Genomic DNA, 15,418 nt, shown 5'->3' on the forward strand with positions numbered 1-15,418 from the left:
GAGCGATGACATCTGCGAACCACAGCTCGCCAGGTCCGCTCGGCGGCAGCCGCGTCCTGCTGGTGGGAGCGTCCGCGGGCATCGGCCGCGCCCTTGCGGTCAGGCTGGTGGACGCCGGCGCCCGGGTGGTCGTGGCGGCCCGGCGGATGACCGAGCTGGAGAAGACCGTCGCGGAGGCGGCCGGCGGCCACCCGGTCCGCGTCGACGTACGCGACGAGGCCGACTGCGGCCGGCTCGCGCGGGAGACGGCGGACCGGCTCGGTCAGGTCGACTTCCTGATCTCCTGCGCCGGGGCGGCGCGCCTGCGGCCCATCGCCGAGACCAGTCTGGCGGACTGGCAATGGGCGATGGAGACCAACACCGTCGGATTCCACCACGTCCTGCGCGCCTGTCTGCCCTTCCTGGCACCGCACGCCCTGGCCGCAGCCCTCTCCTCGGAGGCCGTCGGCCAGCCCCGGGCCGCGCTCGGCGCGTACGCGACGAGCAAGGTCGCGCTCGAGCGCACCCTGCAGGCGTGGCAGGCGGAGCACCCGGAGCTGAGGATCTGCCGGATACGGGTCGGCCAGACCGCCCCCACCGACTTCGGCAGCGACTTCGACGACGAGGCGCTCGGCGCCGCCTTCGAATCATGGGCTGCCCAGGGCCTGCTGGTGGACCGCTACATGTCGCCCGACGAGGTGGCGGGCGCGCTGGTCGGCATGCTGGCGGTCGCGGCGGCCTTCCCCTCCGTGAACGTCGAGGAGCTGACCGTGACGCCGTCCGCCGCGGCGGCCTCGTTCAGCGAATCGGCTCCGGTGGCCGCGCCCTCCGCGGCAGCACCGAGCGACTAGGAGAACCGATGGTGGAGTACGACCCCTTCGACCGGCTGACCGCGCACAACCCGTTTCCGGTGTACCGGCGTCTGCGGGACGAGGCACCCGTTTACCACAACAGCAAGCACGACTTCTGGGCGCTGTCCCGCTACGAGGACGTCGTCGCCGGGCACCTCGCCCCGGAGGTCTACTCCAGCGCCCACGGCGTCACCCTGGAGGGGCAGGACCGCGGGCTGCCGTTCCTCATCGTCAAGGACCCGCCGGAACACACCTACCACCGCAAGGTGGCCATGCGGATGTTCACCCCCAGGCGCGTGAACAAGCTGGAGGGCTTCGTCCGCGAGACCGCCGGCCGGCTCCTCGACGACGTCGTGGGCCGGGACTCCTTCGACCTGGTGCACGAGTTCTCCTTCCGCCTCCCCCTGGACGTCATCAGCGAACTCGTCGGGATCCCGGCCGGCATGCGCGAGCAGGTCCACCTGCTGAGCGACCGCTTCGCCCACCGCGGCGCGGACGGTTCGGTGTCCGAGGACGCCCTCAACGCCCACGTCGAGTTGGTCGGCATCTTCGCGGAGCTGATCGCCGAGCGCCGCCGCCGGCCCGGCGACGACGTGATGTCGCTGCTCATGACCACCCCGGTCGAGGAGCCGGACGGCAGCACCCGCCTCCTCGACGACGGCGAGCTGGCCCTGCGCTTCCTCGAACTGGCCTTCGCGGGCCATGAGACGGTCGCCCGGCTGATCCCCAACGGCGTGGTCGCGCTGTACTGGTATCCCGACCAGCGCCGCCAACTGGTCGCCGATCCCGGCCTGATCCCGGGCGCCGTCGAGGAGATGCTGCGCTGGGACCCTCCGTCCCACTTCCAGGGTCGCTGGACGACGCGGGACGTCGAACTGCACGGGACCGTCATCCCGGCCGACTCGCGCGTCATCCTGCTCACCGGGTCGGCCGTGCACGACGAGCGCAAGTACCCGGACCCCGAGATCTTCGACATCCACCGGGACGTCGACCGGCACGTGGCGTTCGGCTTCGGCCGCCATCTGTGCCTCGGCGCCCCCCTGGCGCGGCTCGAGGTCCGGGTGGCCTTCGAGGAACTGCTCAAGCGCTTCCCGGACTTCGCCATCGACGAGACCGGAGTCACCCGGATGTACAACAGCAACGTACGCGGGCTCTCCGGCCTCCCGCTGGTCGTGAGCGCGACCGTGGGCGGCTGAGCCGTGCCCGGTTACGAGACACTGCGCTACGAGGAGCGCGGCTGCGTCGCATGGGTCACCCTGGACCGCCCGGAGGTGCTGAACTCCTTCGACACGGTGATGATGCGCGAGATCCACCGGTGCTGGTCGGGCCTGCGGGCCAACGACGACGTCAACGCCGTCGTACTGACGGCCGCCGGCGACCGCGCCTTCTGCACCGGCGTCGACCGGGCCGCGGCGGCGATCGGCGACGACGAGGGCCCCCGCGACATCGGCCAGCAGGGGGCCACCCCGCTCCATTTCGACGACCCCGGCGACTGGCTTCCGCCGAAGACCGCGGGCCGGCTGTGGAAGCCGGTCATCGCGGCGGTCAACGGAATGGCCTGCGGGGGCGCCTTCTATCTGCTGGCCGAGGCGGACATCATCATCGCCGCGGAGCACGCGACGTTCTTCGACCCGCACACCAGCTACGGGATGGCCGCGGTGTTCGAGCCGATGATGATGCTCCAGCGCATGCCCCTCGGAGAGGTCCTGCGGATCTCCCTCATGGGGGCGCACGAGCGGATGACCGCCCGCCGGGCCCGTGAGATCGGGCTGGTCCAGGAGGTCGTACCGGGCGCCGATCTCGCCGCCACGGCCGCCGTCGTCGCCGAGGCGATCGCGTCGCAGCCGGCCAGGGCGGTTCAGGCCACCGTCCGGGCCGTCTGGTACGCGCAGGACCTCGGGTACCGGCAGGCCCTCGACGTGGGCAAGACGCTGGTGCGGCTCGGCACCGACGACGACGACCTCGCCGAGGGACAGGCCCTGTTCGCCTCCGGCCGTCGGATCCCTTGGCAGGCGCGCTGACCGGCTCGGCCGGCACGTGGCGCGGACGTATCGGAGGTGAGGGTGGATCTCGGTTTGCGGGGGGCCGCGGTGGTCGTCAGCGGCGGCTCCAAGGGCATGGGCCGCGCGGCCGCGGAGGTGATCGCCGCCGAAGGCGCGAAGGTGGCGGTGCTCGCCCGCGGACTGGCGCCCCTGGAAGAGACCGTACGGGCCCTGCGCGATCTCGGCGCGGCCGACGCGGTGGGACTGCGCGCCGACCTCGGCGACCGGGCCGCCGTGGATGCCGCCTTCGAGGAGGTGGGAGGACGCTGGGGCCGCCTCGAGGTACTGATCAACGCCGCGGGCCCGACGGATGTGGGTGTCGGCCGCACCTTCGACGAACTCGACGACGCCGAGTGGCACGCCACCCTCGACATCGGTCTCGTCGCCGCGGCCCGCTGTGCCCGGGCCGCCCTGCCCTGGCTGCGCCGCGCCGAGTGGGCGCGGATCATCAACGTGTCGGCGCACTCGGTACGGCGCCAGTCGCCCGGGCTCGTCGCCTACACGGCGGCCAAGGCTGCGCTGACCAGCTTCAGCAAGAACCTGTCACAGACGCTGGCCCCGGAAGGGATCCTGGTGAACACCGTCTCACCGGGCTCGTTCCTCTCGGAGGGGATGAAGAACTATCTCGCCGCCCTGCCGCCGGAGCGCACGGTCGCCGACGGCGATCTCGTCGCGGCGATGCGGATCATCGGCGAGGACTTCGGGCACCCGGCCCGGCTGGGCCGGGTTGCTCTGCCCACGGAGATCGGTCCGGTCATCGCCTTTCTCGCCTCGCGCTCCAACACGTACATGACGGGTGCCGACATCAACGTCGACGGCGGCTCGGACTTCTGATCCGCGCCGGCGGTCCCGTCCGTCCATTCCTTCGAGAGGTGCTCCCGTGAGTCAAGAAGTGCTGGTCGTGGTCGGTGCGGGCGGTATGGGCCGGGTGATCGCCCGGCGTCAGGGTGCCGGCCGGGTCGTGCTGCTCGCCGACCAGGACGACTCCGCGCTCGACGCCGCCGCCCGGACGCTGACCGAGGACGGGCACCGGGTGCACACCCGGCAGCTCGACGTGTCCGACCGGGATGCCGTCGCCGAACTCGCCGCAACGGCGGAGAAGCTGGGGCGGGTCGCACAGGTGGTGCACACGGCGGGCCTGTCCCCCGTCCAGGCACCCGTGGCCGCCATCCTGAGGGTGGACCTCCTGGGAGTCGCACTGGTCCTCGACGCCTTCGGTGCCGTGATCGCGCCGGGTGGCGCCGGCGTGGTGCTCGCCAGCATGGCCGGGCACCTGGCCGGCGCGCTCCCGCCCGAGCAGGAGGCGGCACTCGCCCACACCCCCGGCGACCAGTTGCTGGCGCTGCCGTTCCTCGGCCCGGAGGCGATCACCGACACCTCGCAGGCGTACTGCCTCGCCAAGCGCGCGAACCAGCTACGCGTCCGCGCCGCGAGCACGGCCTGGGGCGAACGTGGCGCTCGCGTCAACTCGATCAGCCCGGGCGTCATCTCCACCCCCATGGGCAGAAGCGAGCTTGCCGCCGACACCGGTGCCTTCATGCAGGCGATGGTCGACGCCTCCGGTACCGGCCGGCTCGGCAGCCCCGACGACATCGCGGCGGCGACGGCGTACCTGCTCGGTCCGGAGGCGAGCTTCGTCACGGGCAGCGATCTGCTGGTGGACGGGGGTGCGGTCGCCGCGCTGCTCTCCGGGCGGGTGGAGATGTCGGGCTGACGGCAGGCGAGCGGCGGCGCGCCTGCCGCGGTCAGCCCAGATATGCGGCCCTGACCACCGGGTCCGCTCGGATCTCGGCGGGCCTGCCGTCCGCGATCACCCTGCCCAGGTTGAGCACGACCACCCGTTCGCTCAGGCCCATGACGAACTGCACGTCGTGCTCCACGAGGAGAACCGTCGTGTCCAGCGTGCGGATCACCTCGGCGAACCGCGCGGTCTGCTCGGCGTCCAGACCCGAGGTGGGCTCGTCGAGGAGGAGGACGGCGGGGTCGTCCACGATGGCGCGCGCGAGTTCGACCATCCGGCGCCTGCCGATCGGCAGTTCCGCGGCGTGGACGCCCGCGAGGTCGTCGATCCCGCAACGCCGCAGCGCGTCCACGGCGCGCGCGCGACGCCCGTGTGCCAGACGGCGCCGAGGGCGCCAGCCGACGAGGTCGGCGGCGAGGCCGCCGCCTCCGCCGTGCCATTCGAGCGCCGCCAGGACGTTGTCGAGCACGGTCAGCCGGCCGAACACCTGCGGGCGCTGGAAGGTCCGGCGCACCCCCAGGTGGGACCGGTGCAGCGCGCCGGCACCCGTGACGTCCCTGCCGCGCAGCCGCACCGTGCCGGACGTGGGCCGGCGCAGCCCGCTGACCACGTCGAACAGCGTGGTCTTACCGGCACCGTTGGGCCCGATCAGGCCGCAGACAGCGCCCTCGGGGATGGTCAGGCCGATGTCCGTCAGGGCGTGCACACCGCCGAAGCGGACGTTGACTCCGTCAATGCTGATCACTGGTCAGCTCCGTTTCGGCGAGTCCCAGGTAGGCCGATGCCAGGCGCTCGTCGTCGACGTCGGACCGTGGCCCGAGCCAGGCCACCCGCCCCAGGCGCATGAACGCCACGGTGTCGGCCAGCCGGAGGGCTTCGGTGGCCTTCTCCTCCACGATGACGATGGCGGCACCCCTGTCCCGCAGCTCACCGAAGAGCTGGAAGACCTGGTCGACGACGAGGGGCGCCAGGCCGAGCGAAGGCTCGTCCGCGATCAGCACCTTCGGCGGGTGTACGAGGAGCGGGGCCAGCGCCAGGATCTGCTGCTCGCCGCCCGACAGGGCGCCCGCGGCGATGGCGCGGCGCTCCTTGAGGCGGGGCAGCCGCTCGTACACCGACTGCCTGTCCGCGTCCCGGGGAAGGGAGACGGCGAGATTCTCCTCGACCGTCAGCGCCGGGAAGACGCCGCGCCCCTCGGGGGCGAGGAACACCCCCGCGCGTGCCCTGCGGTGGGCCGGCCAGGCGGTGATGTCCCGGCCGTCCAGCAGTACCCGGCCGCCCACCGGCCGTAGCGTGCCGGCGGCTGCCGCGCACAGGGTGGTCTTCCCCCCGCCGTTGGCGCCGAGGAGCGCCACGACGCTGCCGGCCGGTACGTCGAGGTCGACGCCGCGCAGGACGGTGGTGTCGCCGTACCCGGCGACGATCGACTCCAGCCGCAGCAGGGCGCGCGGCCGGTCGGGGACCGGGTGCCGGGGTGGCGGAGCCCCGGCCGCCTGCTCTTCGCGGCGCTCGCGCCTGTGCCTGTGGTAGCGGCGCTCGGCGAACTGGGCGAGGAGACCGTCCGGGTGCTTGGCCAGCAGGATGCCGCCCAGCCCGAAGAGCACGGCACCCAGGTGGGGAGATTCGGTGACCAGCGCGAGCAGCTCCGGGAACAGCGCGACCATCAGCCCGGCGAGCACCGCGCCGCCGATGCGCCGGACGCCCTGCAGCACCACGACCGCCAGCCAGACGAACCCCGACATCGCCGGCAGGTCGGTGACCGTGATCCGGCCGGCGACCGTCCCGTACAGTACGCCGCCGAGTCCGGCGATGCAGGACGACAGGGCGAAGAGGGTGAGCTTGGCCCGGGTGGCGGAGATGCCGGCCGACAGCGCGGCCGTCGGCGCCGACCGGACCGCCAGGATGGCGCGGCCGGAACTCGAGCGCTCGAGGTTGCGGACCATCAGCATGACCAGGCCGATGAGCGCGAGCAGCAGCACGATCTGCACCCGGTGATCGCTCGTGTCGGCGAAGCCCAGTGACAGGGGAGGCAGTTCCCAGCCGACGCTGCCGTTGCTGAAGGAGTCGATCTGGAAGAGCACCTGGTCGGCGATCAGTGCCAGCGCGAACGTGGCGAGGGCCAGGACACGTCCGCCGAGCCGCAGCGCGGGCAGCGCCACGACCAGTCCCGCGACCGTCGCGGCCAGCACGCCGAGCGCCATGGCGACGGCGTACGGAAGGCCGCTGTGGAAGGCGTAGCCGACGGTGAGGGCGGCGAGCGCGGCGAACGACGCCTGCGCCAGGTTGATCATCCCGCCGATCCCGGTGACGACGACGAACGAGCTGAAGATCAGGGCGAGTACGAGGCCGTGCGCGACGAGGCCGGTCCAGTACGCATCCCCCACGGTGAACGCCCACACCACCAGAGCGGCCGTGCCCACCGACCACGGCAGCGCGCGGCGCAGCCGGGGCACGTCGGCGAGGTAGTCGGGCGGGGGTGTGTCCTCGGCGATCGATCCGGCGAGGCGTTCGCGCGACCGGTTGAACACGAGCAGGCCGGCGAACAGGAGCAGGGCCGGTATCGCACTGCGCAGACCGGTGATGTCCTCGGCGAAGCCGGCGTATCCGACGACCAGGTTCTGTACGACTCCGAGGGCGAGGCCCGCCGCGAAGGTCACCGGTATCGACTGCAGCCGCCCGAAGACCGCGGCGGTTGCGGACGCGAACAGCAGCAAGGTGAAGGCCGAGGCGTCGACGCCGAGGACGGGGATCGCGAGCACGCCGGCCAGCGCGGCGAGCGTAGAGCTGAGCATCCAGGCCTGCGCCGATGCGGCGTCGGCGTCGATGCCGCGCAGCGTCGCGAGGTTCCTGCGGTCCACGGTCGCCCGCATGCGCAGGCCGAGAGGCGTGTGCCGCATCACCGCCCACAGTGCCACGGCGGCGACGGCGGCGAACGCGAAGGTCGTGACCTGGTCGGAGTCCAGCGTGAGCCAGGAGGACGGATGCCAGTTCTCCACCGGCCTCGGTCCGATCCCGCGGGCGCTCCTGCCCTCGGTCATGGCCGGGACGTCCGCGCCGGCGGAGATCAGCAGATCGACGATCCACATGCCCAGGGCGGGCAGGGCGATGCTGAGTCCGATGGTCGCGACGATCTGCGCGATCTCCCCGGAGGTGGACAGGCCCTTGAACATGACCCGGTGCAGAACGTAGCCCAGGAGCGGCGCCACGACGCCCACGGCGACGAGGGCGGCGAGCCACGGCGGCCAGCCCGCTCCGGTGGTCAGCTGGAAGAAGAGCAGCGCGCTGACGAAACCGATGGCGCCGTGCGCGAAGTTCAGCACGCCGGTCGCCGCGTACGAGAGCGTCAGCCCGGACGCCATCACCGCGAAGATCGCACCTGTCACCAGCCCGCTCAGCACATAGCCGACAAGCTCCGTCATGCGGGGTCTCCCAAGAGACTAGGGCCCGTCGGTCCGGCCGCGCCGACGGGCGAAGTGGATCACTTCTCGAAGCACTCGAGCGGCTGTGCCTCGACGAACTCGCCTTGGCGCACCTGAACCAGCGCCGAGCAGGGGCTCGGCTCCGTCCTGCTCCGTGGGAAGCTGAGTTTGCCGACGGCCGGGTTCTCGTACTGCAGCTTGTCGAGCGCGGCGCGGTACCTCTCGGCGGTGACGTCCTTGCCCGCCTCCTCCAGCGCCGTCAGGAACATGTCGGCCGCCCAGTAGCCCATCGCCGTGGCCTGCGTGAAGACGTGCTCGGGCTCCTCCTTGCGGACGTCGTCCATCATCTGCTCGACCTCGGGGATGTCCGCCTCGAAGGGAGCGAAGGAGACCCCCGTGTAGACGCCTTCCATGACCTGTGCCCCCTGGGGGTCGGCGAGCAGCCTGGGGTCGTAGCTCGTGGCGTCGACGATGATCCCCTCGTACCCCGCCTTGCGCAGAGCGCCGTACAGGCCCAGGTTCGTCGCACCGGACATGATCGAGAACACGACGTCGGGCGGGCCACCGCCGTCGGACTTCATGATCTTGTTGAGGTACGGGAGCCAGTCCTGCGGCGGGGCGGCCGCGGGGACCGACGCGGACGCACCAGCCACCTCGTAGCCGGCGGCGGCCCACAGCTCGTCGGCCTGCCGCACCCCGTTCGAGCTGTCACTGTTGTCGATGCCCTGGATCCAGACCGACTGCCCGTCGGCCCTGCCGTCCTTGCCGCCGAGCACGTCCGCTATCTGGTGCTGCGTGTATCCGCGGCTCCACAGCAGATCCTCGTCCTCGGTGTCCTCCGGCTGCAGGCAGCCGCTCACCCCGTACGAGAGCTTTGACGTACACCAGCCCCTGCTGACCCCCCAGCCGAACCTCGTGACGCCGGCGTCCTCCGCGACGGGCGAGGTCCCGGCGCCGAACGCGACCCACGGGACGATGGCGAAGACCTCCTCCCGCTGCACCAGCTTCTTGACGGCCGCATCGGCGGCTGCTGCGGTCATCGTGTCGTCCTCGGCGCCGATGAAGTCGATCGTGCGGCCGTCCACCCCGCCTTCGGCGTTGGCCCTCGCGAACCGGGCCGCGGCACCGACCTCCGCCTCGGCCGTCGTGTAGCCGACCGGGCTGGTCTTGGTGACCAGCCCGCCTACCTTGATGGTGTCGCCCAGGACATCGCCCTCGTCGGACCCCCCGGACCCGTCGCTCTCCGCGGCGCAGCCCGCCGACAGCGTGATCAGCGCCACCGCCGCGGCCAGCCACGACCTGGCCTTGGCGACCTTGTAACCGTGCATGCGACGCTCCCGCTTCGTCTGTGAGTGGGTGCGTGTACCGCGCCCAGCGGGAGCGTATGAAGGCCTCATCAGAGTGTCAATAAAGAAAACAATATATAAGATACATGGAACCGTAGACGATGGCGCTGTGCCGTGAGAGAGGGGTGTGCCAGATGAACACCAAGGTCTACATCCACGAGTTCATCAACGTGGTCGGACACAACCGCGCACGCTACATGCAGCACATGGCGGCCAACTGGAGCCCGCTCGCCCAGGAGGAGCGCGGCCAGCTCTGTTACGGGATCTGGGGCGTGGTCGGTTCGACGGGACGGTGGCCGCAGGTGGTCAACATCTGGGAGGAGGACGGGTTCGACGGCCTCGCCGACTCGCTCCGGCACGAGCTCGGCCACCGCGACCTGCAGGATCCGGCCCTGGCCCGGTGGTGGGCCGCGGCGGCGGGCATGCGCTCGGGCGGCTTCGACCGGATCCTGGTGCCGCATCCGGAGATGCCCACCATCGAGGAGCTGGTGCGAGGCGAGCACCGGGGCGTGGCGTACGCGCACGAGGTCCTCACCACCGGCCCCGGCTCGGCCCGGTGGTTCCTCGACGCGACGTGGGAGGACGCGGAGAAGGCCGGCGCCAACCGCGGCTGGCGGCTGACCGGGGCCTGGTGCACCGCCATGCGGAACCGCGACGAGTGCGTCCTGCTGTGGACGGTACCCACCTGGGAGTCCTGGGCCGGCGCCGAGTCGGACGCCGCCCAGGGCCGCGAACTGCTGCCGCGCGCCGAGGTGTTCGTCCGCACCCGGCAGCGCATCCTGCTGGCCGACGCGCCCCTGTCGCCGACGCGGACGGGGCGGCAGCCGTCCCGGGACGACCGCGTCGACTGGACCGACTGAACCCGTCTCCCGCCGGGCCGCCTGCCCCCGGGTGCGGTCACCCTGTCCCGAAGACCCCGACGAAGCTCACCATCTCCCCCGGATAGCCGCCGAGATTGTGGGTCAGCGCGAGTGACCGCTTCCCGTACGTGCCGACGCGTCGCCCGGCGGGCGCCTCGTCCCGCAGTTGCAGCCACGCCTCGAACACCATGCGCAGGCCCGACGCCCCGACGGGGTGGCCGAAGGACTTCAGCCCGCCGTCGGGGTTGACGGGCACCTCGCCGTCGAGGTCGAAGGCCCCCTCCCGGACGAGGCGGTGGGCGGTGCCGCGCTCGGCCAGCCCGAGGTCTTCCAGGAGCACGAGCTCCGCGGGCGTGAAGCAGTCGTGGACCTCCGCGAGCGCGAGCTCCGCCCGCGGGTCGCGGATGCCGGCCTGGCGGTACGCCTCCTGCGCCGCGGCCGTCACCTCCGGGAACGTGGTGTAGTCGTAGTCCGGGTCCATCAGCCCGGAGCCGTCCCCGGACACGAACGACAGCGCCTTGACCAGCAGCGGCTTGTCCGTGTACCGATGGGCGTCCTCCGCCCGCACCACGACCGCCGCCGCCGCGCCGTCGGCCACGCCCGCGCAGTCGAGTACGGACAGCCGCCCAGCGACCGGAGGCATCGCGCACAGTCGCTCGACGGAGATCTCCTTGCGGAACTGGGCCCGCGGGTTCCGGGCGCCGTTGGCATGGTTCTTCGACGCGATGCGCGCAAGGGCCGTCCGCAGCTCCTCCTCGGCGACCTCGTAGCGCGCGGCGTATGCGGGGACGATCATCGAGAACATGGCGGCGGCGGTGAGCGAGCGCGCGGTACCGTCCCCCGGGATCGGGAAGGCGTTGAGACCCTGGTGACCGGAGTCCTTGACCTTCTCGCAGCCGATGGCCACGGCGACGTCGTAGGCTCCGCTGGTGACGGCGTAGGCCGCCTGGCGCAGCGCCTCGGATCCGGTCGCGCAGTAGTTCTCGACCCTCGTCACCGGCTTGTTCGCAAGGCGCAGCGGGCGCGACAGGGCGAGCCCGCTCATGCCGGACTGCACCGTGCCGAGCCAGAAGGCGTCCACCTCGCCCTTGCCGATTCCGGCCGACGTGAAGGCATCCTGGGCCGCCTCGATCAGCAGGTCGTCGAAGCCCATGTCCCAGCGCTCGCCGAAGCGCGTGCACCCCATGCCGACGATCGCGACCCGGTCGGTGATTCCGTGTGATCCCATGTCAGACGCCCTTCTCGCGGACGGGCCGCGCCTTCCAGAAGTAGTTGTGCACGCCGTCGGCGGTGTGCAGCCGGCGGAAGGTCATCTCGACCCGGTCACCGATCGCCGGCTCCTCGCCGTCGACGTCGGTCAGCTCCACCGGGAGCCGTCCGCCGCCGTCGAAGTCGACGACCGCGAACAGCACCGGCGGGCTGGGCGAGTAGGCGAGGCGGTCGACGGTGCAGGTGACGACCGTCCCCCGGCGTCCGGCCATCGGGACCGCCGTCGAGTCGAGGGGCGACGGCGGGAGGCTGACCGTTCCGCCTTCGTCCGCGGAGCCCACGAACCCGAACTTCCAGTCCTGGTTGCGCAGCGCCGCCGAGGCCGAGGCGCGAGCCGGCTCGGGCCGGCGCGGCGGTTCGGGGGCCACCATCCCGCGCCAGGCCAGGAAGGTCAGATACGGCACGCCGCGGCCGTGGTCGAGCTGGTCCGCCATCGGAAGCGGGTGCGGATGCTCCCGCAGGGCGGGCGTCGTACGCCACACGAACGCGTCCGCACCGTCGGCGAGCGAGACGAGCACCACCACCTGGCCGGGGGCCGCCCGCTCCAACGCGGCCGCGAGCAGGAACGCCGGCTGCGCCGCTCCGGGGTTCCCGACCCGTCCGTCCAGCCGGTCGGTGACGGCCCCGGCCGGTACGCCCGAGCGCGCCGCGACCGCCTCGGCGGACTTCGCGTGCAGTCCCGCCACGACGAGGGCACCGACCTCGCCGGGGGCGACCCCGGCCGCGTCGAGGACGGACGTGACCACCTCGTGCCCCAGGTCGGCGTAGACCTTCTCGCCGAACCTCTCCTCCCACAGCCGCGACACCGGCTCCCCGGGGATGCGCCACCGGTCCAGGAACTCCGCGGTGACCGACGCCGTGGCCACCAGTTCGGCCAGCACGGGGCCGTCGTCGTCGGAGCCGAGGACGAGTGCGGCGGCGGCATCGCCGCCGGCGGCTTCGTCGGGCCCGCCGGGGCGGCCGGTTCGCAGGTCGGAGACCACCACGAGCGTCGGCCCCGCCGCGGTCAGGCCGGTACGCAGCGCTCCCGTCGCGGAGCGCACCGAGCCGATCGCGTCGTAGGCGGTGCAGGTCCGGTCCAGGCGCAAGGCCGCATGCACGGCCGTCGCGTTGGTCCGGTCCAGATAGGGCGGATCAGCGGTGGCGAACCAGAGTTCGGTCGGCGCCGCCCGGGCGTGGCGGAGTGCCAGGCGCGCCGCCGCCACCCCCATCGTCGTCGCGTCCTCGTCGTATCCGGCAACCGACCGCGCCCCGGACCGCGCCGGTGTGATCCGGCCCCGGTCAAGGCGCCAGAAGGGGACGTAGGTGCCCCAGCCAAGGATTCCTCGCATGACGTCAGGTTAACTCCATCTTGTATAAGATATCTAATCTGCGATTGACTGGGCACATGACCCCGAGCACAGCGAGCACGTCCAGGGGACCTCTGACCGGCGTCCGGATCCTCGCGCTGGAGCAGATGCAGGCCCTTCCCTACGCCACCCAGCTCCTCGGCCGGCTCGGCGCCGACGTCGTCAAGATCGAGCCACCGGGCGGCGGCGACTCCGGGCGCGGCTCGCGGCCCGCGATGACCGACCCGTACGGGCGCAGCGTCGGCGCCACGTTCCTGCGCAACAACCTCGGCAAGCGCAGCGCCTGCATCGACCTCAAGGATCCGCGGGGCCGCGACCTCGTGCTGCGCCTCGCCCCCCGCTTCGACGTGATCGCCGAGAACTCCCGGCCCGGGCGTATGGCCCGGCTCGGTCTGGGCTACGAGGACATCCGGCGGGTCCACCCGCCAGGCGTCTACGTCTCCGTCTCCGGGTTCGGCAACACCGCGCCCTCGCCGTACCGTGAGTGGCCCGCGTACGCCCCCGTCGTGGAGGCCATGTCCGGCATCTACGAGATGAAGCGTGCGCAGGACGCACCGCCCACCGTCGCCCCGGTGGGCGCGCTCGGGGACATCGGCGCGGCCCTGTTCGCCGCGGTCGGCATCCTCGCCGCCCTCCGCCACCGGGGGGCGACAGGCCGCGGCCAGTACGTCGACATCGCGATGTTCGACGCGATGATCGCGATGACGGACATCGTCACGAACTTCTGGTCCATGGGCCTGCGCCACGGTGGCCTGGGACCGCTGATCATGCACGGCTTCCGTGCCAGGGACGGATGGTTCGTGCTCCAGGTGGGGCGCGAACCGCACTTCGCGAAGCTGGCCGAACTCGTCGGCCGCCCGGAGTGGACCACCGATCCCCGCCTCGCCACACGCGACGGGTGGCTCGCCCACCTCGAGGATGTCCTCCGCCCGGCCATCGAGGCCTGGGCCGCCGACCGCACCGCCGTCGAGGCCTGCGCGCTGCTGGCCGGGCACGGGATCGCCGCGGGCCCCTGCCTGTCGGACGCCCAGGTCGCGGCAGATCCGCACGTCCTGGCGCGCAACATGCTCGTGTCGCTTCCCCGGACGGACGGAGTCGCACAACCCGTGCTGGTACCGGGAAACCCGGTGAAGCTGAGCGACATGGCGGAGACCGGCGTACCGCGCCCGCCCTGGCTCGGTGAACACACGGAAGAGGTGCTCACCGAGGAACTCGGCCTCTCCCCCGCGGAGGTCGCCGGACTCCGTACGGCACAGGTCATCGCCTGAGCGGCGCCGTCCGCCGCCGATCCGCCCCGGAGGCGCCCGGTGCCGTCACGGACGTGAAGGTGTTCCCACCGACCCATGAGGAGGGTGACGATGTCCCGTCCGACGTGGCACATCGAGGTCGACCGCGAGACATGTCTCGGTACGGGCGGATGTGCCGTTCTCGCCGCGGACTACTTCGTCCTTTCCGGCAACCGCGCCCGCGCCGTCGAGAGCGCGGTGTCCCCGGACGAGGCGGTCCTCGACGCCGCCGCGTCCTGCCCGGTCGAGGCCATCTTGGTCCGCGACGCGGCCACGGGCCGGGTGCTCGCCCCGGAGGAGTAGCGCCCCGTTCCCGGGCGCCGTCAGAGGCGGCGGCCGGTGCGGAAGGCCTCGGGCACCCAGGACGGTTCCCGCTTCTCGGCGAAGGCCCGGGTGCCCTCGCACATCTCCTCCGAGTAGAGGAAGGCGTCCATGGTCGTGCGGTCGACCATGCCGTAACGCTCGTTGATGATGCGTTTGACCTGCAGCCGGGCCTGCGGAGCGGTGCGGCAGATCCCGACGGCGACCTCGCGCGCCGTCTCGCGCACCTCGTCGTCGGGCACCACGCGGGCGAACAGGCCCCAGCTCTCGGCCTCACGGGCGCCGACCTCACGGCCGGTGAGGAGCATGTCGCGGGCCCGGGCGATGCCGATCTGCGCCGGGAGGTACGCGGCGTAGCCGGTGTCGGCGATCCCGCGCAGCAACTCGGGGGCGCGCACGGTGACGCTCTCGCCCACCACGGCGACGTCGGAGAGCATCGCGATGAGCAGGCCGCCGCCCTGCGCCTTGCCGTTCACGGCCGAGACGACCGGCTTGGGAGACCGGCGGATCGCCTCGAAGGGCGTGACGTCCACGCCCAGCAGATCCGGGAAGTCCAGCCAGCGGTCGGGCTCCCGGCCGCGGAGTTCGCCGCCGGGCATGAAGATGTCGCCGGTGCCGGTGATGATCAGGGCGGCGAGGCTCGCGTCGCGGTTGACCACGTCCACGGCCCGGCGGATGCCGAAGTACATCGCGCTGGTGAGCGCGTTGCGGGAGTCGGGGCGGTCGACGACGCACCAGGCCAGCGGTCCGTCGCGGTCCAGGCGGAGGTAGGGCGTGCCCAGGTCGTCGCCGGTGGGGCCGGCCGGGTTGCCGGCGCCCTCCGGGCTCGGGTCGTCCGTCATCGGCGCGTCCTGGTCATCCGGGCGTCCTCGTCGTCAGTGCGTCTGCTCATCGGTGTGTCCTGGCCGTCCGTGCATCCTCGTCGTCCATGCATCCTCCCGCTCTGTGCGGGCCT

The 15,418-nt window shown here is 72.2% G+C and carries 14 protein-coding genes; 8 read left to right on the forward strand and 6 right to left on the reverse strand.

The window, feature by feature from the left end; all coding sequences use genetic code 11:
* Positions 1 to 5: 5 nt before the first annotated feature.
* From O7599_RS01520 to O7599_RS01540, 5 genes are read left to right on the forward strand one after another with little or no spacing between them, the layout of a single operon-like run.
* Positions 6 to 830: an SDR family oxidoreductase gene (locus O7599_RS01520; protein WP_281620228.1), complete on the forward strand. Its 825-nt coding sequence runs from the start codon at positions 6 to 8 to the stop codon at positions 828 to 830.
* 8 nt (positions 831 to 838) lie between these two features.
* Positions 839 to 2,026, forward strand: a complete 1,188-nt coding sequence (locus O7599_RS01525; protein ID WP_281620229.1) for a cytochrome P450 — start codon at positions 839 to 841, stop codon at positions 2,024 to 2,026.
* A 3-nt stretch (positions 2,027 to 2,029) separates the two neighbouring features.
* Positions 2,030 to 2,851, forward strand: coding sequence for an enoyl-CoA hydratase/isomerase family protein (locus O7599_RS01530; RefSeq protein WP_281620230.1), 822 nt, complete (start codon positions 2,030 to 2,032; stop codon positions 2,849 to 2,851).
* Positions 2,852 to 2,893: 42 nt separating this feature from the next.
* A complete protein-coding gene (locus O7599_RS01535; protein WP_281620231.1) occupies positions 2,894 to 3,706 on the forward strand; it encodes an SDR family oxidoreductase in 813 nt (270 codons plus the stop codon).
* A gap of 46 nt (positions 3,707 to 3,752) precedes the next feature.
* Positions 3,753 to 4,586, forward strand: a complete 834-nt coding sequence (locus tag O7599_RS01540; RefSeq protein WP_281620232.1) for an SDR family oxidoreductase — start codon at positions 3,753 to 3,755, stop codon at positions 4,584 to 4,586.
* Between the two features lie 31 nt (positions 4,587 to 4,617).
* Here the strand turns inward: O7599_RS01540 and O7599_RS01545 are convergent, their stop codons facing one another.
* The 3 genes from O7599_RS01545 to O7599_RS01555 are packed head-to-tail and all read right to left on the reverse strand — an operon-like array spanning position 4,618 to position 9,360.
* Positions 4,618 to 5,358: an ABC transporter ATP-binding protein gene (locus O7599_RS01545; RefSeq protein WP_281620233.1), complete on the reverse strand. Its 741-nt coding sequence runs from the start codon at positions 5,356 to 5,358 to the stop codon at positions 4,618 to 4,620.
* A complete protein-coding gene (locus O7599_RS01550; RefSeq protein ID WP_281620234.1) occupies positions 5,345 to 8,032 on the reverse strand; it encodes an ATP-binding cassette domain-containing protein in 2,688 nt (895 codons plus the stop codon). The genes O7599_RS01545 and O7599_RS01550 overlap by 14 nt, the downstream gene beginning before the upstream one ends.
* Positions 8,033 to 8,091: 59 nt before the next feature.
* Positions 8,092 to 9,360, reverse strand: a complete 1,269-nt coding sequence (locus O7599_RS01555) for an ABC transporter substrate-binding protein (RefSeq protein WP_281620235.1) — start codon at positions 9,358 to 9,360, stop codon at positions 8,092 to 8,094.
* A 152-nt stretch (positions 9,361 to 9,512) separates the two neighbouring features.
* On the opposite strand from O7599_RS01555, the gene O7599_RS01560 reads away from it, so the two are divergent.
* Positions 9,513 to 10,238, forward strand: a complete 726-nt coding sequence (locus O7599_RS01560; protein ID WP_281620236.1) for a hypothetical protein — start codon at positions 9,513 to 9,515, stop codon at positions 10,236 to 10,238.
* A gap of 37 nt (positions 10,239 to 10,275) precedes the next feature.
* Here O7599_RS01560 and O7599_RS01565 read toward each other — a convergent pair whose 3' ends face one another.
* Both O7599_RS01565 and O7599_RS01570 read right to left on the reverse strand, forming a co-directional pair.
* The gene (locus O7599_RS01565) at positions 10,276 to 11,466 is read right to left on the reverse strand and encodes an acetyl-CoA acetyltransferase (RefSeq protein ID WP_281620237.1); all 1,191 of its coding nucleotides are present in this window, start codon (positions 11,464 to 11,466) and stop codon (positions 10,276 to 10,278) included.
* 1 nt (position 11,467) lies between these two features.
* A complete protein-coding gene (locus tag O7599_RS01570) occupies positions 11,468 to 12,838 on the reverse strand; it encodes an OB-fold domain-containing protein (RefSeq protein ID WP_281620238.1) in 1,371 nt (456 codons plus the stop codon).
* Between the two features lie 56 nt (positions 12,839 to 12,894).
* Between O7599_RS01570 and O7599_RS01575 the strand changes: the two genes are divergently transcribed.
* Positions 12,895 to 14,124 carry a CoA transferase gene (locus tag O7599_RS01575; RefSeq protein ID WP_281620239.1) on the forward strand — a complete coding sequence of 410 codons (1,230 nt, stop codon included), beginning with the start codon at positions 12,895 to 12,897 and terminating at the stop codon, positions 14,122 to 14,124.
* Between the two features lie 90 nt (positions 14,125 to 14,214).
* Entirely contained in the window at positions 14,215 to 14,445 is a 231-nt protein-coding gene (locus tag O7599_RS01580) for a ferredoxin (protein ID WP_281620240.1), read from the forward strand.
* A 20-nt stretch (positions 14,446 to 14,465) separates the two neighbouring features.
* Here O7599_RS01580 and O7599_RS01585 read toward each other — a convergent pair whose 3' ends face one another.
* Positions 14,466 to 15,305 carry an enoyl-CoA hydratase/isomerase family protein gene (locus O7599_RS01585; RefSeq protein WP_281620241.1) on the reverse strand — a complete coding sequence of 280 codons (840 nt, stop codon included), beginning with the start codon at positions 15,303 to 15,305 and terminating at the stop codon, positions 14,466 to 14,468.
* Between the last annotated feature and the right edge of the window lie 113 nt (positions 15,306 to 15,418).

The sequence above is a fragment of the Streptomyces sp. WMMC500 genome, assembly GCF_027497195.1.
Taxonomy (GTDB): Bacteria; Actinomycetota; Actinomycetes; order Streptomycetales; family Streptomycetaceae; genus Streptomyces.